The sequence below is a fragment of the Candidatus Bartonella washoeensis Sb944nv genome (assembly GCF_000278135.1).
Classification (GTDB): Bacteria; Pseudomonadota; Alphaproteobacteria; order Rhizobiales; family Rhizobiaceae; genus Bartonella; species Bartonella washoeensis.
Genome location: NZ_JH725025.1, coordinates 67,462 through 89,639 on the forward strand (window position 1 = coordinate 67,462; position 22,178 = coordinate 89,639).

The 22,178-nt window shown below is 37.2% G+C and carries 20 protein-coding genes; 5 read left to right on the top strand and 15 right to left on the bottom strand.

Annotated elements, in window-relative coordinates; all coding sequences use genetic code 11:
* Positions 1-134: 134 nt before the first annotated feature.
* Positions 135-1,142, top strand: a complete 1,008-nt coding sequence (gene cobT / locus MCQ_RS06885; protein WP_006924412.1) for a nicotinate-nucleotide--dimethylbenzimidazole phosphoribosyltransferase — start codon at positions 135-137, stop codon at positions 1,140-1,142.
* A gap of 19 nt (positions 1,143-1,161) precedes the next feature.
* Here cobT and MCQ_RS06890 read toward each other — a convergent pair whose 3' ends face one another.
* From MCQ_RS06890 to topA, 6 genes are all read right to left on the bottom strand, one after another.
* Positions 1,162-1,653 carry an Lrp/AsnC family transcriptional regulator gene (locus MCQ_RS06890; RefSeq protein ID WP_006924413.1) on the bottom strand — a complete coding sequence of 164 codons (492 nt, stop codon included), beginning with the start codon at positions 1,651-1,653 and terminating at the stop codon, positions 1,162-1,164.
* A gap of 23 nt (positions 1,654-1,676) precedes the next feature.
* The gene (locus MCQ_RS06895; RefSeq protein ID WP_006924414.1) at positions 1,677-2,306 is read right to left on the bottom strand and encodes a uracil-DNA glycosylase family protein; all 630 of its coding nucleotides are present in this window, start codon (positions 2,304-2,306) and stop codon (positions 1,677-1,679) included.
* 42 nt (positions 2,307-2,348) lie between these two features.
* Positions 2,349-2,909 (bottom strand): thermonuclease family protein, encoded by a 561-nt coding sequence (locus MCQ_RS06900; RefSeq protein ID WP_006924415.1) that lies wholly within the window; start codon positions 2,907-2,909, stop codon positions 2,349-2,351.
* 388 nt (positions 2,910-3,297) lie between these two features.
* The gene (gene rpmG / locus MCQ_RS06905) at positions 3,298-3,465 is read right to left on the bottom strand and encodes a 50S ribosomal protein L33 (protein WP_005767215.1); all 168 of its coding nucleotides are present in this window, start codon (positions 3,463-3,465) and stop codon (positions 3,298-3,300) included.
* A gap of 1,544 nt (positions 3,466-5,009) precedes the next feature.
* Complete coding sequence (gene rnr, locus MCQ_RS06915) at positions 5,010-7,103, bottom strand: ribonuclease R (RefSeq protein ID WP_006924416.1); 2,094 nt, start codon at positions 7,101-7,103, stop codon at positions 5,010-5,012.
* Positions 7,104-7,106: 3 nt separating this feature from the next.
* A complete protein-coding gene (gene topA / locus MCQ_RS06920; protein WP_006924417.1) occupies positions 7,107-9,668 on the bottom strand; it encodes a type I DNA topoisomerase in 2,562 nt (853 codons plus the stop codon).
* Between the two features lie 243 nt (positions 9,669-9,911).
* Between topA and MCQ_RS09715 the strand changes: the two genes are divergently transcribed.
* A complete protein-coding gene (locus MCQ_RS09715) occupies positions 9,912-10,118 on the top strand; it encodes a hypothetical protein (RefSeq protein WP_006924418.1) in 207 nt (68 codons plus the stop codon).
* Here MCQ_RS09715 and dprA read toward each other — a convergent pair.
* From dprA to MCQ_RS06940, 4 genes are read right to left on the bottom strand one after another with little or no spacing between them, the layout of a single operon-like run.
* Complete coding sequence (gene dprA, locus MCQ_RS06925) at positions 10,057-11,265, bottom strand: DNA-processing protein DprA (protein WP_006924420.1); 1,209 nt, start codon at positions 11,263-11,265, stop codon at positions 10,057-10,059. The genes MCQ_RS09715 and dprA overlap by 62 nt on opposite strands.
* Entirely contained in the window at positions 11,240-11,875 is a 636-nt protein-coding gene (gene plsY, locus MCQ_RS06930; RefSeq protein ID WP_006924422.1) for a glycerol-3-phosphate 1-O-acyltransferase PlsY, read from the bottom strand. Before plsY ends, dprA begins: the two co-directional genes overlap by 26 nt.
* Positions 11,876-11,892: 17 nt before the next feature.
* Complete coding sequence (locus MCQ_RS06935) at positions 11,893-13,188, bottom strand: dihydroorotase (protein WP_006924424.1); 1,296 nt, start codon at positions 13,186-13,188, stop codon at positions 11,893-11,895.
* Positions 13,185-14,150: an aspartate carbamoyltransferase catalytic subunit gene (locus MCQ_RS06940; protein ID WP_006924425.1), complete on the bottom strand. Its 966-nt coding sequence runs from the start codon at positions 14,148-14,150 to the stop codon at positions 13,185-13,187. The genes MCQ_RS06935 and MCQ_RS06940 overlap by 4 nt, the downstream gene beginning before the upstream one ends.
* A gap of 126 nt (positions 14,151-14,276) precedes the next feature.
* Between MCQ_RS06940 and MCQ_RS06945 the strand changes: the two genes are divergently transcribed.
* Positions 14,277-15,911 (top strand): acyl-CoA dehydrogenase family protein, encoded by a 1,635-nt coding sequence (locus MCQ_RS06945; protein WP_006924426.1) that lies wholly within the window; start codon positions 14,277-14,279, stop codon positions 15,909-15,911.
* On the opposite strand, the gene ruvX is transcribed toward MCQ_RS06945, so the two are convergent.
* Positions 15,896-16,375 (bottom strand): Holliday junction resolvase RuvX, encoded by a 480-nt coding sequence (ruvX, locus tag MCQ_RS06950; protein WP_006924427.1) that lies wholly within the window; start codon positions 16,373-16,375, stop codon positions 15,896-15,898. The two genes, MCQ_RS06945 and ruvX, sit on opposite strands and share 16 nt — an antisense overlap.
* 150 nt (positions 16,376-16,525) lie before the next feature.
* Between ruvX and gatC the strand changes: the two genes are divergently transcribed.
* Complete coding sequence (gene gatC, locus MCQ_RS06955) at positions 16,526-16,813, top strand: Asp-tRNA(Asn)/Glu-tRNA(Gln) amidotransferase subunit GatC (protein ID WP_006924428.1); 288 nt, start codon at positions 16,526-16,528, stop codon at positions 16,811-16,813.
* Between the two features lie 31 nt (positions 16,814-16,844).
* The gene (gene gatA / locus MCQ_RS06960; RefSeq protein ID WP_006924429.1) at positions 16,845-18,329 is read left to right on the top strand and encodes an Asp-tRNA(Asn)/Glu-tRNA(Gln) amidotransferase subunit GatA; all 1,485 of its coding nucleotides are present in this window, start codon (positions 16,845-16,847) and stop codon (positions 18,327-18,329) included.
* Between the two features lie 138 nt (positions 18,330-18,467).
* On the opposite strand, the gene MCQ_RS06965 is transcribed toward gatA, so the two are convergent.
* From MCQ_RS06965 to MCQ_RS06980, 4 genes are read right to left on the bottom strand one after another with little or no spacing between them, the layout of a single operon-like run.
* Positions 18,468-19,178, bottom strand: coding sequence for an ABC transporter ATP-binding protein (locus MCQ_RS06965; RefSeq protein WP_006924430.1), 711 nt, complete (start codon positions 19,176-19,178; stop codon positions 18,468-18,470).
* On the bottom strand, positions 19,165-19,947 hold the full coding sequence (locus MCQ_RS06970) for an ABC transporter ATP-binding protein (protein WP_006924431.1): 783 nt from the start codon (positions 19,945-19,947) through the stop codon (positions 19,165-19,167). Before MCQ_RS06970 ends, MCQ_RS06965 begins: the two co-directional genes overlap by 14 nt.
* Positions 19,944-21,002 carry a branched-chain amino acid ABC transporter permease gene (locus MCQ_RS06975; protein WP_006924432.1) on the bottom strand — a complete coding sequence of 353 codons (1,059 nt, stop codon included), beginning with the start codon at positions 21,000-21,002 and terminating at the stop codon, positions 19,944-19,946. Before MCQ_RS06975 ends, MCQ_RS06970 begins: the two co-directional genes overlap by 4 nt.
* Entirely contained in the window at positions 21,002-22,078 is a 1,077-nt protein-coding gene (locus MCQ_RS06980) for a branched-chain amino acid ABC transporter permease (RefSeq protein ID WP_006924433.1), read from the bottom strand. The genes MCQ_RS06975 and MCQ_RS06980 overlap by 1 nt, the downstream gene beginning before the upstream one ends.
* Positions 22,079-22,178: the final 100 nt, after the last annotated feature.

The following is a 22,178-nucleotide window of genomic DNA, read 5'->3' on the forward strand; positions in this document are numbered from 1 at the left end:
ATTGAGTGCAAAAATTTTCGTTAATAATATTTAATGTGTTTAAAACGCTTCTTTTAAAAAACAACAAATTATTCATATCCTGTTTATATGACAAGGATTTTAATTACACATTATAGATTTGAAAAGGTATCTTCATGGCCATCAGTCCGTTTGATGATTTTCGTGCTTTACTTACAAATTTACCTATTGCTGATGAGTTTTCTATAATTCTGGCAAAAAAACGCCAAGCAAGTTTAACAAAGGAGCAAGGAGCGCTAGGAAAATTAGGAGATATAGCGGTTTGGTATGCAGGATGGAGAGGTGCTGAAAAACCTCTCGTAACCCGGCCTTTAGTCGCTATTTTTTCTGGAAATCATGGCATCACAGATGAGAATATTACACCATTTCCGCAATCTATGACACAAAAGATGGTACAAAATTTTGCAGCTGGTGGTGCTGCTATCAATCAAATTTGCATGGCTTATGATCTTGGGTTGAAGATATTTGATTTGGCACTAGAATATCCAACAATGAATATTACCAAAGATGCAGCAATGGATGAGCGGAGCACTGCTGCTACAATGGCATTTGGAATGGAATCCATTGCTGGTGGAACAGATCTCTTGTGTATTGGTGAAATGGGGGTTGGAAATACAACGATAGCTTCAGCTTTATGTTTAGCATTGTTTGGTGGGGAAGTTGAGGAATGGATAGGCAACGATATGGGAGTAGAAGAGAAATTTTATCAGCGTAAAATAGCTGCAATTAAGACAGCTTTTTCTTTGCATAAGAATCATCTTAATGATCCTTTTCAAATAATGCGTTGCTTAGGAGGACGTGAAATTGCCGCTATGGTGGGTGCCATTTTAGCTGCAAGAATGGAAAAAATACCGGTTATTTTGGATGGTTTTGTGGCAACAGCTGCAGCAGCAGTACTTTATAAAATGCATCCAAGAGTTCTCGATCATACTCTTGTTGGGCACGTTTCTTCTGAACCAGCACATCGCAAGCTTTTAGAAAAAATTGACAAAGAACCACTCCTAGATCTGGGAATGAGTCTTGGTGAAGGGACCGGTGCGGCTATGGCAGCTGGTATTGTTAAGGCTGCTGTTTTAACTCATGCACAAATGGCAGTGTTCGAACAAGAAGATTTGATCATTTAAAAAAAGATTAAAAAATTTTTTAAGAGTTTTGTTCATTTGTTTTTTCGTGCAGTTTTATATAGTTGAGTGGTAGTTCCGTTGTATATTTAATCTGTTCCATCGCGAAAGAAGACGAAACGTCACGGATATCGATTTTAGTAATCAATTTTTTGTAAAAAAGATCATAAGCTTCAATATTGGGAACAACAACACGCAATAAATAGTCAATATTTCCACTCATTCTATAGAATTCAATCACTTCACGAAATTCCTGCACAATTTTTGAAAAACGTTTAAACCATTCGTGGCTATGTGTGTTCGTACGAATAGAAACAAAAACTGTAACGCTTGCATTTACTTTTTCTGGAGAAAGAACGGCAACACGGCGTTGAATAACACCGTCTTCTTCAAGTTTTTGAATTCTGCGCCAACAAGGAGTGGTAGAAAGTCCAATTCTTTTAGCGATATCAGCGACAGAGAGTGTCGCATTTTCTTGCAAAAGATGTAAAATTTTTCGATCAAGACGATCCATGTTTTTCTTTCTCAATATCCAGTTTATAAAAATTTACGCACTAAACTGCGCAGGTACACAATCAGCTCATCATTAAACCATGGATTTCTTCGTAACCAAGAAGTGTTTCGCCATGATGGGTGGGGTAAAGGCATGACATTGTAGCCTTGAGGTTGACGTATGGAGAGAATGTTTTTCCAATCATTGACGGTTGCTGAGACAGTTTTATGTTTTTGCTCTGCAATATGCCATTTTTGCGCGTAACTTCCAATAGCAAGGACAAGTTTTATTTGTGGCATCGCTTGAAATACCTTTTCATGCCATATTTCTTGACATTCACGCCTTGGCGGTAAATCAGATTTATTTTGATCATAGCCTGGAAAACAAAATCCCATAGGAACAATAGCAAAGAGAGATCTATTATAAAATTCCTCACGCGTGACACCAAGCCAATACCGTAATCTTTCCCCAGAACGATCATTAAAAGGAATAGAAGTTTCATGTACACGCAGCCCAGGCGCTTGCCCTGCGATTGCTATCAAAGCCGTACTGGATAAATAAACCACGGGGTTCGGTTCATGTGGCAGAGGAGGGAGATAATGTGGATGCTTGATACAAACACGACAAGAATAAATTTCTTTCTCAAGTTTAAAAATTTTCTGTTGTTTTTTCATTGGTAAATAAGAAATTAAAGAATGCGCTACAAAAGAAATACTTCACTCTGTTCGAGGATTCGCTTTTCGCCATTTCCGCGGTTTTTGAAAACTTGATTGCCATATTCCTTTTTTTTTCTTTCTAGCTTCTTCCTCTTCTTTAGGATAGTCATGGTAGCTTACAGCCCAACCATTATTTACAATCATTGCGTTGATGTTACTGATTTTTTTTGTTTTACATGTCGCAAGAATACGGCGATATTTATCTTTTTTGTACCAATGACATGTAACAGGCTGGTTTACTATGAGTTGTTCTAAATAATTTTTTGCCTCAAGACCGCATGGATAGCGTGCTTTTTTTGTACCACAAAATTGGTGAAGCTCAGGAGCATCAATCCCTGCAAGCCGAATCATGACAGAGGAAATCATGATTGAATCACCATCAATAACAAATGCATGCCCCTCGAGTGATTCTTTGGAAATAAAGGCTGCTTTTTTAGGGTGTGGTTGAGTATACTGAAAATAAATTATCGCAACGATAAGAATGGTAGCGACGATAATGATGCTGAAACCTACAGCCTTTAAGTTAAAGTTTCTTAAATCAAAATGAGTTTTTTTCTTCATGAAATCAAAAAAATGCTACCATAGGATGCATAATTTAGAGAGGATTTGCTTATAATTTTTACAGTAGGCTTCCCTTGCCTTGACAAAAAAACGTACCACTTAATTATAATAGAAAAATTTTTGTATATTCAACTTACTTTATAGCTTGATTAAATATAAAAAAGATCAAACACTATAATCATATCGATAATCAAAATTTACAAGGGATGAAAAAAATAAATCAATCCCATTCAAATTTATACAACAATATACAAACAAAATACACTATCAGCTTATATTTTTTATTTTAAAAAAGCAAAAGAATACTCAGTCCAAAAGACGTTTAAAGAGTAACACAAGCCGCATTACTCTCAGTGACAGCAATTATTATTTAAATGATGCACATTAATTATTTAATTTTTGTTTCTTTAAATTCGACGTGCTTTTTTACAATTGGATCATATTTACGTTTGCTCATCTTATCTGTCATTGTGCGGCTATTTTTCTTCGTCACATAGAAAAAGCCTGTATCTGCAGTCGACAAAAGTTTGATCTTAATGGTTGCTGCCTTAGCCATATTTAAGAGTCCTATTTATATTGAAAATGGATATCATTTTAATATCAAAGTTTATTTTTGATACACTCAGATTTTGCCGCAACAGTACGGATGTTGTAAAAAAAAGTCAAGAGCTGATTAATTTCCTCCTTAAATGGAACAAATACTAAAATGATATATAAACTTAAAAAGTAGGCTATTTTAGCTGAAAAATTAAATGATTTAAGGATATATATTGTCTTATAAAGAATGATTAACGTAATGCTTATACCGATTCCATAGTAAAAAATATAAATTATAATTAGCAGTAGTAAGTTTGTGTTCTTTGAGAACATCCCCCTAACTGCGTAAGCTCGGCTGTATAAAGGTGAGAAAAGATGCTAGCAAGGAGAAAGAGAGCAAACGTGAAAATCCATTGCTCTCTGATTATCCATGGTATAATGAAAATTCTAATAAAATCCAGGATCGTGCAATACATAAAGGGATAGCGCTAATCTTTTGCATAATCGCTCAAAATTAAGCTATAAAATGGGATGCCTATTTTTATTATATCTCTAATGATAGATAAATTAAAGCGTGTTACAAGGGTTATATTTCTATTTGGAAGTACCATAAACAAATACTGTTACTGTTGAGGTAAGAACGTGAAAAAACATAGGGGCAATAAATATGTTAGCCCTCTTTAAATTTTTCTTTCATTTCCAAGCCAGTTAAATTGGTAATCTTAGAAAGTACAATAAGGATGTAGCTAGCAGCAAAAGTAGAAATCGTTATGTTCTCACTTTTCCTAAAAGTGTTGGGTTGCAATCTTAATATAATAGCACAAATGAAAAATACCAAACTACGTTTTTTTGATCACGCGCAACCGTTGATCTCAAGGATAAATATAATTGTCATTGTGAATGTGATATAAATCTTAACATGAACCCTACGCATATTAATTCAAAAAAATAAAGTGCTAAAAAGCTTCAAAAGCCAATAAGAATCATAAGCAATATTGTTTTGAGAATACTCAGATATCCTTTGTTTCGAGAAGCAAAAACGGTTGCAATAATTATGGTGATTTCATCATTTGTTGTGCTGTAACCGATGGCACCATTTAAACCACCTCTTTTGGTCACCAGCAGTAAGATATGCTGTGTTCTCATTCCCAATGCTGTCTCAAAATTTTCAATGGTTGTAATTGCAGCAATGATTGTATGCAGAGAATTATTTTGAATATCGGAATTTTTACCACGAGGATAGCTTCATTGTGCCTTTATTCATCGATTTTATGAAAAGCTGATTTTTCAGTGAGAGGAAGATAACTCTGTCCATGGCAGCTTTTCCAATCCGTTTAATATTCGGACTTTTTCTAGATTTTTATATGCTCGTTACTGATAAAGAATAAAATACATAAAACCATATGAGGCAGAAGGGTATTTTTTCCTTTAAATAATATGATGCAATATACATCGTGGATGAAAATTCAGTTTAAAAAATATTTCTAAATTATTCTTTTTATTGTTGTTTTTCATCAAGCGTATGGTGTTTAAGGATTAATTTTTGCGCAGTTTTTTTGGTTTTTATCTAATATTATTTTTTTCATAAAAAGTACGTTTTCGTTTTTTCGTTATAAATTTGTTTTTATGATAGGATGCAGATGAAAAGGCTATTGGGCGAGGTTCTGTTAAGAGTTCAAAGCATAAAGCACCAGCAAAAGGTTGTACTTTTATAAGCTTCACCTCTACTATATCACTTAATTGATAGCCTTTATGGCTACGTTTTCCTATAAGAACATGTTGTGCTTCATCAAAATGATAATAATCATTTTTAAGTGTAGAAATAGGCACAAAACCATCAGTATTGAGTTTTTCAAGCGAGATAAAAAGACCTGCCTTTGTAACTCCGGAGATGCGACCTGTAAAAGTACAACCAATTTTGCTGGTTAAATAGTGTGCGACGAGCCGATCAATGGTTTCTCTTTCAGCCATCATTGCACGGCGTTCATATAAAGAAATTTGTGTAGCAATTTCTGTAAGATTTTGTTCTTGTTCATCTGTTAGGTGGTCGTCACCTAATTGCAGAGCTTTAATGAGTGCTCGATGAATAATAAGATCAGCATAACGGCGGATCGGTGATGTAAAATGTGTATAGTTATGTAAATTCAAACCAAAGTGGCCAATATTTTTTGGATTGTATTCAGCTTGAGATTGCGCGCGTAGAATAACTTGGTTGACCAATTCTTGTCGCGGTGTATTCATAACTTTTGCCAGAACACTGTTAAGCCGTGCTGAGGTAAGTTCGCTTCCACGAGAGAGTGATATATCCAAACTTTGAAGAAAGCTTCGGAGTATTTCTTGCTTAGCAAGAGAAGGTTTATCATGAATACGATAAATGAGGGGTTGATGATGTTCTTTTAATGTTTCACAAGCTGCAATGTTAGCTTGTATCATAAATTCTTCAATCAAACGATGTGCTTCTAGCTGTGTTTCACTCACAACATCTTGGATGCAACCATTTTCATTGAGAATAATCTTTTTTTCTGTTATTTCTAATTCTAGTGGTTGTCGACGATTACGTGCAGTTTTTAGACATACATAAGCTTCCCACAATGGTTGCAAGACGCTCTCAAAAAGGGGAGCTGTTTTTTCATTTATATTTCCTTCAATTGCCAACTGTACTTCTTGATAAGAAAGTTTGGCGATTACACGCACCATAATACGATGAAAACTATGTTTTCGTTTGTTACCATTTGCATCAAAAACCATACGAACTGCTAAAGCTGGTCTCTCTTTTTTTTCACGCAGAGAGCATAAATCATTGGAAATACGTTCTGGCAGCATTGGTACAACATAATTAGGAAAATATACAGAATTTCCCCTCTTCAAGGCTTCTTTATCTAAAGCACTTCCTGTTTTTACATAGTAAGAAACATCTGCGATTGCGACGACAACAATCCAACCATCGCTATTTGCAGGATCTTTATCCCTTGTTGCATAAACTGCATCATCGTGATCTTTTGCATCTAATGGATCAATTGTAATGAGTGGTAATTGCCGCCAATCTTCGCGATTGACTATGCTAGCAGGTTTTACATTTTTTACTTGTTTAAGAACATCTTCAGGAAAAGTATAGGGAATTTTTTTCGAAAGAAGAGCAATCATTGAGAGTGTTTTTTCATTCTCAATATGTCCTAAAACGTTCTTGATTTGCGCACTCTTTAGTCCATAACCAGTATTTTTTTTTATTACAACTTCAACGAGATCACCAGATTCTACCTTAATTTTTGAAGGCGTATCAATAAATAGTTCTTCAGTTTTGCGTTCTATAGGTTCAAGGTGCCATTTGTTGTTTTCTAATTTGTGCACAATACCAAATATGCTTTTGGGTGATATATCTATTTTACGAATAATTCGTCCTGTATAAGGAGCACGTTGAGAATCTTTATTTTTTGCTTTTTTATGCTGTTTTGGGATTAAGTTATGATTTTTTAAATCACGTAATATATCTCTTAACCAGATGCGAGAATCACTTTTTAAGTTAAAAGCTCTAGCTATTTCACGTTTACTTGATCGATTAGGATTATCATTGATAAAAGAGAGAATTTCTGCCTTCTTGGGCAATCGTTCCAAATTCAGCGATTGGAAATATTTTGTTTCTTTTTTACCTTTAGCCAAAATTTATGTCTCTTTTGTTTTAGAAGAAGCTCTTTTTGAAGTTATTTTTTTACCGGATTCTTTAGCTGATATTAGTTCTAAAGCTTCTGAAAGCGTCACATTAATTGGATCTTTATCTTTTGGCAATGTTGCATTAATTTTACCCCAATTAACATATGGGCCATAACGTCCATTGCGTATGGTGACAGTTCCTCCATCTGGGTGTTCCCCTAATGTTGCGAGTGCTGAAATTGTTGTTCTGCTTCGTTTTGTTTTATTTTCTTGTTTTTCGGCAAGCACTGTAACTGCACGATTAATGCCAATATCAAAAATTTCATCTGCGTGGAGAAGAGGAGCATATTTTCCATCATGCATAAGATAGGGACCATATCGGCCAATTGTAGCTTTGATTATTTTCCCTGTTTCAGGGTGAATACCGATTTCACGGGGCAGGGATAGTAAGGCCAAAGCTTTATCAAAAGTAATTTTTTCTGTTTGCCATTCTTTTGGTAGTCCTGCGCGCTTAGCTTCTTTGTTTTCGCCAAGTTGAATATATGGTCCGAAGCGACCATTGCGAAGAGAGATATCTTTTCCTGTTTTAGGATCGATACCAAGTGTAACAGGTTCATCATTACGCATGGCTTCATTCTCTTCTCCTGTATCTGTGCCAAGTTGGCGTGTATATTTGCATTCGGGATAATTCGAGCAGCCCACAAATGCACCATAACGCCCTAGTTTTAAGGATAACTGGCCATTTGTACAAAGAGGACAGGAACGGACATCGCTTCCATCTTCACGCACAGGAAAGGCAAGAGGTGCTAATGTTACGTTTAAAACATCAAGGACATTTGTTATACGCAGTTCTTGAATACTGGCAATAGATGCATTAAATCCATTCCAAAAATCGTGCAACACGTCTTTCCAAGAAAGTTTTCCATCTGATATAAGATCTAATTTTTCCTCAAGATCTGCTGTGAAACCATATTCCACGTAGCGATTAAAAAAATTTTCAAGAAAAGCTGTAACAATACGCCCTTTAACATCAGGTATAAGCTTACGTTTATCAATTACGATATATCCACGATCACATAATGTAGCCAATGTCGATGCATAGGTTGAAGGACGACCAATTCCTAGCTCTTCAAGCTTTTTAATTAATGAAGCTTCAGAATAACGAGGAGGTGGTTCTGTGGAGTGTTGTATAGATTCAACTTTTTCTTTTGTAAGGGCTTCGCCAGTGTTCATTTGTGGCAGACGTGTTGTTTCATTTTCTTCACTGTTTTCTTCATCTCGTTGATCAGTGTAGACGGAAATAAAACCATCAAAACGAATAACAGACCCCGTAGCACGTAAATTTGCGTGATTTTCTCCTTGCTGTGCTTCAATTTCAACAGTTGTACGTTCAATTTCAGCGGAACGCATTTGACTGGCAATAGCGCGCTTCCATATTAGCTCATAGAGTTTTGCTTGATCATTGTCTAGAAAATCGCGTATTTGACTAGGAATACGTTGAAAATCAGTAGGGCGTATAGCTTCATGTGCTTCTTGTGCATTCTTTGCTTTTGTTGAATAAAAACGTGGTTTTTCAGGAATGTAATTACTACCAAAGGATTCATGAATTATTTTTCGTGCTGTATCAATGGCTTCTGGTGCTATTTGTACACCATCAGTACGCATATAGGTAATAAGTCCTGCCATTTCACCATTAATTTCAATACCTTCATAAAGCTTTTGAGCAATTTGCATAGTACGAGAAGCTGAAAAACCTAGTTTTGAAGAAGCTGCTTGCTGTAAAGTGGATGTTGTAAACGGAGGAGAAGGATTTCTTTTACTGGGCTTTGCTTCAACACTTAATGTACGATATTCTGCTTCCTCCAACATAAGGCGAATCTGATCTGCTTGTTCTTGAGATTGAATATCGAGTTTGCCAATCTTTTTTTGATTAAACATCGTTAATCGTGCTGGAAAACTATCATTTCGGATGGTTTTCAAGTGTGTTGTAATGGTCCAATAATCTTCTTTAATAAAATGTTCTATTTCTGATTCACGATCACAAATAATACGCAAAGCAACTGATTGAACACGACCAGCCGAACGTGCACCGGGAAGTTTTCGCCATAAAACAGGGGAGAGTGTAAATCCGACAAGGTAATCGAGAGCACGACGTGCAAGGTATGCATCTACAAGTGATATATCAATATCACGTGGATTATTCATGGCATCAAGCACAGATTTTTTAGTAATTGCATTAAATACAACTCGTTTAACAGGTTTATTCTTTAAAACTTTTTTTTGACGAAGAACATCCAGAATATGCCATGAAATAGCTTCCCCTTCACGATCAGGGTCCGTTGCTAAGATGAGGCTATCGGCTTCTTTGACTGCTTTTGCTATTTCATTCAAACGTTTAGCAGAGGCAGAATCTACATCCCATTTCATAGAGAAATCTTGATCAGGTAGAACAGAACCATCTTTTGCAGGCAAATCACGAACATGTCCAAATGATGCTACGACTTTGTATTGAGATCCAAGATATTTATTAATTGTTTTGGCTTTTGCTGGAGATTCAACGATAACGATATTCATAATTTTACCTGAATTGAAATAAAAAACTTTTTTATAAACTCCTTTTATAGGAATAGCCAATGCCAATTGGTGAAGAGCACATAAAAAACAGTAAATTTATACAAGTTTTGATTGTTATTATTAAAATACACCTTATATAAAAGCGCACGACTTATTTTCCGCAGTTAATACAAAAATATACGGCGAATATTAAGATAATGTCTATTGAGAAATAGGAGGGGAAATGCTCAAGGATAGAAGATTATGTTTATAAATCATTTAAAAGTTATCCAATATATTACAGATATGTCAAAACAGATGAACCAGATGGCGCGTCAAGCTCGGAGCCCCCTTTTAGCTTTACTCTTGGATATGGTGGCTAAAGAGGGGCAAAGTATTATTAATAGTGCTAAGCCTCTTGGAGAAGATCCAAATTCGACAATGAGACATAACCACCAGAGTGTCGAATAAGCTTTCCAGAAAGCTCGAGTTCAACCAAAAAAAGGTAAAGGTTTTGTAGTGAAACACCTGAGTGGGTGCTCAGTGTGTCTATATCAATTGGAGTTATTGAGAGGGCGGAGAGGATGGCTCTACGTTCTTCTGCGTCATCTCCAATTGAAGGGTGACTATTGGTTTCTTTATTATGTGAACTAAAACTTTCTTTTTCAAGTTGAAGAGTGACAGGTTCTTCAAAGAAATTAAGTTGAGAATTAATGTCCCTCGGGGTTAATGGTGCAAGCGTTTCTACGATGTCAGAGGGATGCGTGGTTAGTAGGGCACCATCCTTGATGAGATTGTTTGTACCAACGGACCTTGGGTCAAGTGGAGACCCAGGAATGGCAAAAATCAATCGCCCCATTTCGGCAGCTTGACGTGCAGTAATGAGAGATCCTGATCGCAGTGCAGCTTCTACAACCAAGATTCCGAGTGATAAGCCTGAAATAATGCGGTTTCTTCTTGGAAAATCAATAGCTCGTGGCTTCCATGCAATGGGCATTTCACTGATAATTGCTCCACCGTTGGCGATAATATCCTCATAAAGTTTTTTGTTTTCAGGAGGATAGATGTGATCAATTCCACCAGCCATCACTGCGACTGTACCTGTTAACAAACTTGCTTGATGTGCAATGCTATCAATTCCACGGGCTAATCCTGAAATAATTGTAAAACCAGCATCCCCAAGAAAACGAGCAAATTGAGCGGCCAGTTTTTTGCCCGCTGCCGAGGCATTTCGAGATCCCACAATTCCAACAGAAGTTTTTTGAAAAATCGAAACATTGCCTTTTACGGCAATAAGTGGCGGTGATGCTTCTGTAACTTTAAGAAAGGTTGGATAATCTGGTTCTCCTATACCAATCAACCGAACACCTAATCTTTCGGCCTCTTGCATTTCTTTTTCTGCATCTTCTAATGTTGCTATTTTGATAGGCGTACAAAGACCATCCTTTCTGCTAAGCTCAGAAAGTGCAGCCAGAGCATTTTCTGCTGTTTTATAATGATCAATAAGATTGCGAAAACTAACTGCTCCAATATTTTCGCTACGCAACAACCGTAACCAGTTTAGACGTTGACGATCAGTGAGCAGGATGCCTTTATTTATCCCCGTTTTGAATACCAATCTTGCTTTCTTTCCCAACTAATAATCTACCGATATTTGCGTAATGTTTTATAACCACGAATATACTCATCGCGACCAGCATACAATGAGCGTAAAAATAAGGATAGGAAAAATAAACAAATATTGGAGTGACAATAACAGCAATGAGTGCAGATAATGAAGAGTAGCGTGTAAGCAGAAAAAAGAGCATCCACACAATAATGAAAACAATTGCTGCTGGCCAATAGAATCCTAAACACACACCTAGATAAGTCGCAACTCCCTTGCCACCTTTAAATTTAAGCCATATGGGGAAAAGATGCCCCAAGAAAGTGAAAAAACCAGCTAGAAAAACAATGAGGTTATTTTCTATCGGATCACTTAAAAGTTTTATAACAAAAACAACAACAGTTCCCTTCAATATATCGCAAAGAAGCGTAAGAGCAGCAACTTTTTTATTTCCTGTTCGTAAAACATTTGTAGCTCCAATATTTCCAGAGCCAATTGTTCTTACATCACCAAGTTTGGCTAATTTTGTAAAAAGTAGTCCAAATGGGATAGATCCAATGAGATAAGATATCAGGAAAATAAACCATGGTGTGGACTGAGAAAGTGTTTCTAATTCATTCATTAAGAATCTCGTTGAGCTTATTGATCAAGTTTAAAAATTGATTGTCCTTTAACAAAGGTTTGCAGAACACGTCCTTGGAAGCGTGCATTCTCAAAAGGAGTGTTTTTTGAACGTGAATACAGCTTCTCTGTAGAAACTACCCATGGCTCATCAAGATCAATCAAAATAAGGTCTGCATAAGCACCTTTTCTGAGCGTTCCTGCATCGATTCCAAAAATTTTTGCAGGTGCCGTTGATAAAAGTTCAGTTAACCTTAGAAGAGATATGCTTTCATTGTGATAAAGGCGTAAAGCAGCACTCAATAAAGTTTCCATGCCAATAGCACCTGCAGCTGCATCATTAAATGGTAAATGCTTTCTATCTGTGCTCTGAGGATCATGGGAAGAAACGATAATATCCACTGTTCCATCTTTTATTGCTTCAATCATTGCTGTACGATCTTCTTCTGTACGCAATGGGGGCATGAGACGGAAAGAGGTACGATATTCACCAATATCATTTTCATTAAAAGATAAGTGATTAATCGATACACCAGCTGAAATGTTTGCATTCCTTTGCTTGCCTAGACGAAGTGCATCAGCAGACAGTGCTGTCGATATTTGTGCCGCATGATAGCGGGTTTTTGTTAATGCTGCCAATCGTAAATCTCTTTCGAGTGGGATGACCTCTGCTTCACGAGGTATTCCAGAAAGTCCAAGCCAACTTGCCAACAGACCTTCGTTCATAACGCCTTGTCCTGTAAGATCTGCATCTTGTGTTTCATGCATTAATGTGACGTTGAAATCGCGCGCATAAGTCATTGCACGCCGCATAACAGAAGAACTTTGAAGTGTTTTTTTTCCTTCACTGAAGGCAATTACTCCTGCATCCTTTAGCAAACCAAATTCGGTTATTTCTTGTCCATGAAAACCTTGAGTGATTGCAGCAACGGGATAAATATTGACAGATGAGATTTCCTGCGCTGTATGCGTAATGAATTTAACAAGTGCTACATTATCGATAACTGGATTCGTATCCGGCATCATAAGAAAGGAAGTAATACCACCTGCTGCTGCAGATTGACTTGCTGATGCAATTGTTTCACGGTATTCATTTCCTGGTTCCCCAACAAAGACGCGAGCATCAACAAGTCCAGGAAGAATTGCTTTGTTTTGCGCATTAATAATTTCTGCTCCTTCAGGGATTCCCTGATTCAGGGCTTCTTTTCCAGCCGCTGAAATCAATCCATTTTCAACAATAACTGTGCCAATTTCATCAATTACACGTGAAGGATCAATAATACGGGCATTTTGAAAAACAATTGGCTTTATCATTTTTTCTCTCCACTTGCTTTAAGGCGTGAATCTAACAAAGCCTCCATGACAGCCATACGCACAGCGATTCCCATTTCTACTTGTGTATGAATCATACTTTGTGGTCCATCTGCTATGTCAGATGCTATTTCTATACCACGGTTTATTGGACCAGGATGCAGAATAATGCAATCGCTTTTGGCGTAACTTAAATGTTCTTTATGTAAGGCAAAATAGTGAAAATATTCACGAATAGAAGGAATAAAAGAACCTGTCATACGTTCATGTTGTAAGCGCAGCATCATAATGACATCAGCACCTTTTAGGCCTTTTTTCATTGTGTTAAAAACTTCGACGCTCATATCTTCGATTGCTGCGGGTAAGAGTGTTGAGGGAGCGACAACACGAACACGTGCTCCTAAAGCGTTGAGAATGAGGATATTGGAACGTGCAACACGTGAATGCAAAATATCTCCACAAATTGCAACAGTTAATCCTTCAATACGCCCCTTTGTTCTTTTAATGGTTAGAGAATCTATTAAAGCTTGTGTTGGATGTTCATGCGCACCATCACCTGCATTAATAACACAACAATCAACTTTTTTAGCTAACAAAGCAGCTGCTCCAGCACAACTATGGCGAACAACAAGTATATCTGGTTTCATTGCATTGAGTGTTGTGGCTGTATCAATCAGTGTTTCTCCTTTTTTTACAGATGAATTGTTAATAGCCATACTCATCACGTCTGCTCCTAACCGTTTTCCGGCTAATTCAAACGAAGATTGTGTTCGTGTGGAAGCTTCAAAGAAAAGATTAATTTGAGTGCGTCCACATAAAATAGATTGTTTTCTATCATTTTTTTTAAAAAAGGGAACATTCGCATTTGCACGATCAAGTAATAGGGTAAGGTCTTGTACACTCAGATCTTTAATACCTAACAGATGTTGGTGGGGGAAAATGGGAAAAAAAGTGTTTTGAGTCATAGCATTCTCTTCTATCTCTCTCTAAAGAGATTAAACAAGCATTTGTTCTGATGTGATAAATATTTTTTAACTGCAAAAAAACAAATAGTCTATGATGTGAATGATTTGAATAATAGGAATATGCCTATGAGTGCTGTGTCTGCGCAAAATGCCCGCCGAAAAAATGCTTTTCTCAGTGATACGCTTATGTTTCGCATTGCTTCTACATTGCCTACATTTTTATTAGCAAGTTTTGAGGAAATAGGGGGGTTTGTAGCGAGTCGGGAAGCATGGGAGCTTTCTTATTTGGCGAATCGTTATCGTCCAATCTTGCGTTATAATAACGAATGGGGGCGGACAATAGAAAAATTAGAGATACACTCTTCTTACCAAGCTCTCCAGCAATATTCTAGGCAAGCTGGTTTGGTCACTTCACTTTGGGAGAATACAACATCAGAAAATGGAGTACGTTATCAAGCGCGTGCTATTCGCTTAGCTTTATCTGCTAGTCTAGAAACAGGGCATTTGAATGAAGTTATTATAACAAGTGCTACTATTGCAGTTTTAATTAGTGATCTTGAGCTCTTCAAAAAATGGCAAAATGTCCTCTTGTCACGTCAATATGATTTATCATTCCAGCCTATTAATAATAAAAAGGCGGCTTCGTTGACTTGTGCTTTTGACGATGTTGAGAATGAGAAAGGTGAGAAATATTCTTTCAATTGTCCAAGTGTTAAGAAAGTTTCTTTTGATGAAAGAATGGGGCGCGATCTGTATCGTTTAAATGTTATAAAAACCAATGTTATTAATCCTATAGTTGATGGATATCTTGTTAGTGCAGAGTTAGATGGTCATTTAAGCTGCTTTTTAGTGCCACGCATGCAAGAAAATGGCGCATTAAATGGCGCTATATCAATTCGTCATTTAGTGCAGCGTTCTGGAGAATCTTCTACGCCAGAGGGCGTTATTGATTTTCAAGGTAGTTATGGTTGGCTTTTGGGAAATGCTGGAGAGGGACTTAAGGTCATTAAAGATATCGAAACGATGATGCGTTTTGATCAATCTGTAATATCGGCAGGTGTTTTGCGAGCTGCGCTTCAATTTGGCATAGATTTTTTTCGGCAAAAAATGCCGAACCAGCCTTTACCACCACTAACAGAAAGGATTTTTGCAGATATTGCATTGGATATTGCTGCTTCACAAGCATTGGTTTTGCGTTTAGCACGAGCATTTGACAATGCTGCAAATGATCGTTCTGAAGCAGCTTTTGCGCGAATTATGACACCTATTATTGCTTATCATGTGAGCCAATTAGTTGTTCCTATTATTGGTGAAATTATTGCACAGCTTGGCATTGAAAGCTTTGTAGAGGGCAATCCATTATCGCAAATGTTGTGTAATGGGCCTGCGCGGATTGTGAGAAATAATTCTGCTAATCAATTGGTAAAAGATGCAATTCTCATAGCTGAAAAAGCACCGGGATTGTTCCAGAAATTGTTAGAAAAAATTGCACTTGATATTGGTCCTGCTGGTCCACGGGCAATTGAGATTATTAAGTCTGCTGTAGAGATGGCATCGGCAAACGAGGGGGCGGGAAGATTTTTTGTTGAACAAGTCGCATACGCAGCTGCAGCTGCAGCTTTACGTTCAACGAATATAGAGTATGTTGCAAATGCTTATATGGAAAGCCGTCTTGGAGGACAATGGAGATCTTCCTATGGTATGCTGATTGCACGATATAATGCAGGACATTTGTTAAATGTTCTTTATCCTTCAATATGATGAAGACTTTGGATTCTATTGAGAGCACCTTGCAATATGAATGCAGCAGCAGCAGAATCAATCCGATTTGCTCTTTTAGCCCGCGATATGTTCATTTCTAAAAGAGAGCGTTCTGCGGCAATTGTTGATAAGCGTTCGTCCCAAAAAACAAATGGAATTTCTGTATATGCCTCCATATTGCTGACAAAAGTTCTGGTTGCTTGAGCACGAGGGCCGCTGCTTCCATTCATGTTAAGAGGTAAGCCAATGATAACAACCCCTACGTTTTCGCGATCAAAAATTTGTATAAGTGTGCGAGCATCTAACATAAATTTTTTTCGCTGAAGTACAGAACGTGGGTTTGAAAGAAATAATCCTCTATCAGAAACTGCAATTCCGATAGTTTTTGTGCCCAAATCCAAACCTGCTATTGTTTGTCCAGGTAAAAGATGTGCAGTAACTGTATCGATGTCAATAACGGCCATGTGTCTATGATTAAGCTTTTTAATATTTCAGGTCTATACCTTTGATATTTTATATTCGCGTTATCAATATTCTTGCGCTTGTAAACTTAGCCTTGTATAGCCAGAAGATAAATAAATGAATATCAAAATAAAAAAACAGAAAGGCATAGTATGTCTGTTGATCAAGAAACAGTCAAGCGGGTGGCACATTTAGCGCGCATTGCTGTCCAAGAAGATGAAGCAGAACGTATGACAAAAGAGCTCAATGTCATTTTAGGTTTTGTGGAACAGTTGAATGAAGTTGATGTGAGTGGCGTTGATCCATTAACATCAGTGACGCCAATGACTTTACGAATGCGAGAAGATAGCGTCACAGATGGTAATAAAGTGGCAGATATCGTAGCAAATGCGCCTGTTACGGAAGAAAATTTTTTTCTTATCTCAAAAGTTGTTGAGTAAATTTTTATATTTTTAAAATTTGAGTACCAATATGACCGATTTAACAACCCTCACAATTGCACAAGCCCGTGATTCTCTTATAAAGAGAGAGTTTAAAGCAACTGAATTAACAGAAGCTTATTTAAAAGCGATTGAATCAGCAAATCCAACCTTAAATGCTTATGTAGCAATAACAGCAGAACAAGCAAGAAAAATGGCTGCTGAATCAGATAACCGCTTAGCTAGAGGGCAGGCGGGTATTTTAGAGGGAATTCCATTAGGAATTAAAGATCTTTTTGCAACACAAGGTGTTCATACTCAAGCCTGTTCGCATATCCTTGATGGTTTTAAGCCGCATTATGAATCAACAGTGACCGCTAATTTATGGCAAGATGGGGCTGTTATGTTAGGTAAACTTAACATGGATGAGTTTGCAATGGGATCCTCTAACGAAACATCATATTATGGTCCAGTTATTAGTCCATGGCAAAAAAAAGGCTCCAATGAAAAACTTGTTCCAGGTGGTTCTTCAGGTGGTTCTGCAGCTGCTGTTGCAGCACGGATTTGTGCTGGTGCAACGGCAACGGATACAGGCGGCTCAATACGTCAGCCAGCTGCATTTACTGGTACAGTAGGAATTAAACCAACTTATGGACGTTGTTCACGGTGGGGTGTTATAGCTTTTGCTTCATCACTTGATCAAGCAGGACCTATTGCTAGAGATGTTCGTGATTGTGCTATTTTGCTTAAATCAATGGCTTCCTTTGATGAAAAAGATTCTACTTCCGTGAATATACCAGTGCCTGATTATGAGAGATATCTTGGTCAATCAATCAAAGGAATGAAGATTGGTATTCCGAAAGAGTACCATATGAAAGGAATGTCTTCTGAAATTATCGAGCTCTGGCAAAAAGGAATAAATTGGCTAAAAGAAGCAGGTGCAGAAATTAGTGATATTTCATTACCCCATACAAAATATGCTTTGCCTGCTTACTATATTGTCGCTCCTGCAGAAGCATCTTCCAATTTAGCCCGCTATGATGGTGTCCGTTTTGGTCTTCGTATACCGGGAAAAGACGTCATTGAAATGTATGAAAATACCCGATCAGTTGGTTTTGGTGATGAAGTGAAACGGCGTATTTTGATTGGCACATATGTTCTTTCATCAGGTTACTATAATGCCTATTATTTGAGAGCCCAAAAAGTACGGACATTGGTCAAGAATGATTTTGATCAATGTTTTTCTTCCGGTATTGATGCTATTCTCACACCTGCAACACCAACACCAGCTTTTAGCATTGCTGATGAGAAAATAAAAAGTGATGCCGTATCCATGTACCTCAATGATATTTTTACTGTTCCAGTGAATATGGCTGGTTTACCAGGAATCTCTGTTCCTGCTGGTCTTTCAGAAAATGGTTTACCGCTAGGGTTGCAATTAATTGGTAAGCCTTTTGCTGAAGAAGTCATTTTTCAGATAGCGCACATTATAGAACAAGCAGCGGGAGTATTTAGCGCAGAGAAATGGTGGACATAATAATGAAAACAGTGTGGTTTTAAAGCTTGGCTTTTTTTATAAAAAAGCCATACTTTTAAAAGGCATACTCTCTTAACATAAAGCAATGCTTGGTTAGAGGGGGGGGGATTTTGCTTCTTCGTTATTTCAGTATCGTTCTTAGCCACCGAGATATGCTTCTTTAACACGTGGATCAGAAAGCATGGCTTTACCTTCACCGTGAAATAAAACATGTCCTACTTCCAGAATATAAGCATAATCGGCAATGGAGAGTGCTGCAAATGCGTTTTGTTCAATAAGAAGAATAGTTTTTCCCATATCGTTAATTTTTCGAATAATCGAAAAAATTTCCCGTACAAGAAGTGGTGCTAGTCCCAGAGAAGGTTCATCTAATATAACCATGTCAGGGTTACTCATGAGTGCGCGACCTACAGCGAGCATTTGTTGTTCACCACCTGACATTGTTCCTGCAAATTGCTTTGCTCTTTCACGGAGGCGCGGAAAAAGATCAAATATCCATTCTATATCACGAGCAATCCCTGATTTATCATGACGAGTATAGGCACCTAAATGTAGATTCTCTAAAACAGTAAAATGAGGCATAATACGCCGTCCTTCAGGACTTAGCGCAATACCTAATCGCAAAATTTTTTCTGGTGATTTTTTAATGATTGATTCGCCTTTGTATGTAATCTCCCCACAGACTGATCGATTAAGTCCTGTGATAGACCGTACAATGCTCGTTTTCCCTGCTCCATTGGCACCAATTAAAGTTACTATGCTTCCCTTTTTTATAGACATAGAAAGATTTTGGATGGCTTGAATGGCGCCATAACGAACGTGAAGATTTTTAATTTTAAGAATATTCATAGAAATCTCCGCCAAGATAAGCTTCAATGACTTTAGGGTCGTTACGAATTTCATCTGGTGTGCCATTAGCAATGCAACAGCCATATTCCATTACCCAAATATATTGGCAAAGCCCCATAACAACTTTCATATCGTGTTCGATAAGCAGAATTGTAAGATCAAAATCTTTTTGCACTTTTGCTATGAATTTTTTAAGCTCTTCGCTTTCTTGTGGATTCATTCCAGCAGCTGGTTCATCAAGAAGAAGTAATTTTGGCTTTGTTGCTAAAGCGCGTGCAATTTCTAGACGTCTTTGCACACCATAGGGCAGAGTCATTGCAGATTGATTGGCAAGGTGATCAAGCTGTAACCGTTCAAGAAGTTCCATTGAATTTTCATGAATCTCGTTTTTTTCTTTCATTGCTTTTGGTAAAAACAAGGCTGAAGAAAACCATGGATATTTTTGGCGGACATGAGCTCCCACCATAACATTTTGCAAAACTGTTAACCCTGAAAAAAGGCGAATATTTTGAAATGTCCTTGCAATATGGCGTCTACAGATAATATAAGGAGGAGCCCCAGAAACTTTTTGTTTATTAAAAAGAATTGTTCCACTTGTAGGAGCATAAAACCCCGAAATCATATTAAAAACTGTTGTTTTTCCAGCACCATTCGGACCAATTAATCCAGTAATCGTTCCTCGTTTAATAGTCATATTAATGTTATTTACAGCAATCAATCCGCCAAAACGCATGACAATATCATTGAGTGAAAGGATGGTGTTGTTCATAGCTTTCCTTCATTATTAGAGAACTTTTTACGCGTCAAAAAGCAATAAATTCCATTCCATGAGAATTCACGTTGTCCTAACAATCCTTTTCGCCAAAATAAGATAATCATTAACAATAAAAGAGAAAAAACAACCATACGGAGTCCTGGTATCTCTGGAACATGTATAAAACCTAAGTCAAACGGACTTTCAATAATACGAAGCCATTCAAGCATAACTGTAATGATAATACTGCCAATAATGCTGCCTGTAATTGAACCAAGACCACCAGCAACAACAATCATCAAAATATTAAAGGTTAGGAGAAAGTTGAACATTTTGGGATCGATAGTTGAAATAAGAGCAGCCATCAATGCCCCTCCAATACCTGCAAAAAATGCACCAATAGTAAAGGAAAAGCTACGGTAGAAAAAAGCGTTAATACCCATTGTTTTGGCGGCAATTTCATCATCACGAATAGCGCGTAGTACATTACCAGTATTGCTTCGCAATAAAAGAATAGTGAAGATAATTGTAAATGCTAGCCAACCATAGTTCCACCATAATGTTGCATTTTGAGGAATTCCTTTGATTCCAAGTGAACCATTTGTTAGAGATGTAGTGTTCGTAATGACAATACGAATAATTTCTGCAAAGCCCAATGTTGCAATTCCAAGATAATCTCCACCGAGACGTAACACTGGAAGAGCGATTAATAAACCTGCGATTGCAGCGCATAGACCACTTATAACAACAGCCACAAAAAAAGGTAATTGCAAATAATGTAGGGGTTCAGCTATGGGCTCAAGAAGCCACATCATTTCTTTCTGTTCAGGAGAAAGAAGTAAAATTGCGCATACATAAGCACCAATGGCCATGAAGCCAGCATGCCCAAGAGAAAACATACCTGTGAAACCGTAAATTAAATTAAGCGAAATTGCTAATATTGCATTAATGGCAATAAGATTAATAACACGAAGTGTATAGTCGTTAAAATGGTTGTTTGCATAAAATAAAAAACCAATAAAAATCAAAAGACTGACACACGATAGAAAAGTTGTTGTTGATTTTGCCATTAGATTTTCTCCTGACTTTTTTTACCCATTAAACCGGTGGGCATTACCAATAAAATCAGAATTAATAAAATAAAGGCGAAAGCATCTCGGTATCCAGATAAAGCAGGAAAGAATGCAATAATCATAATTTCAATAAACCCTAATAACAATCCACCCAACATTGCTCCTGGAATTGAGCCAATACCTCCGATAACGGCTGCAATAAATGCTTTGAGCCCTGGAAGAACTCCCATATAAGGTTGAATTTGAGGATAGCGCAGAGACCACATGATGCCTGCAATAGCAGCAAGTGCTGAGCCTATCCCAAATGTGAATGCAATGACTTTATTGACAGAAACACCCATCAAACGGGTTGTTTCGATATCGTGTGAGATTGCACGCATAGCAAGACCAGGTTTTGTTTTATGGATAATCCACAGTAATAACAAAATAAGAATAAACGAAACAGTAGGAACGATCAGAGACATGGGAGCAATTCTAATAATTCCATCTGAGCCTTGTCCTAGATGCCATAGAATCGGTTTTACAAGAAAATCTGGCTGTTTCACTCCTTTAGGGACGCCGCTAAAGAGTACAGTAGCAAGATTTTCAATAAAAAAGGAAACTCCTATTGCACCTATAAGTGCTGAAATACGCGGTGCGTGGCGTAGAGGTCGATAAGCAAACTGATCAACAGTAATACCCACTGCACTTGTGATAAAAATTGAAAAACAGATAGCTAAGATCCAAATTGGTGTAAAATCTTGCGGTGCAATTTTAAAATAATAAATAAATCCTAGAACAAGGATAGAAAAGACAGCAATCCAATAAATTGGAGGGCGTTTTTTGAACCCTATAAATACTGAATAATAAACAAGAAAAGCCAGTAAAACAAGGAGAACAGCAACCCAAGCAGGCATAAAGCTAATTGTAGAAAAGAAAACAAAATATGCTCCTAGCATAAAGATGTCGCCGTGAGCGAAATTAATGAGTCTTAAGATACCATAGACCATGGTATAACCAATCGCTATAAGTCCATAAAGCGACCCCAATGCCAGTGCATTAAAAAAATACTGGATGAACATTTCAGTGCTCATCTCTCGTCCTTCCACATTTGTTAATTATAGGATTAAAGTAAGAATTCTTATATTTTATTTGATAAAATGGTCTTCACCCAATTCTTGCCTTTTGATTAGC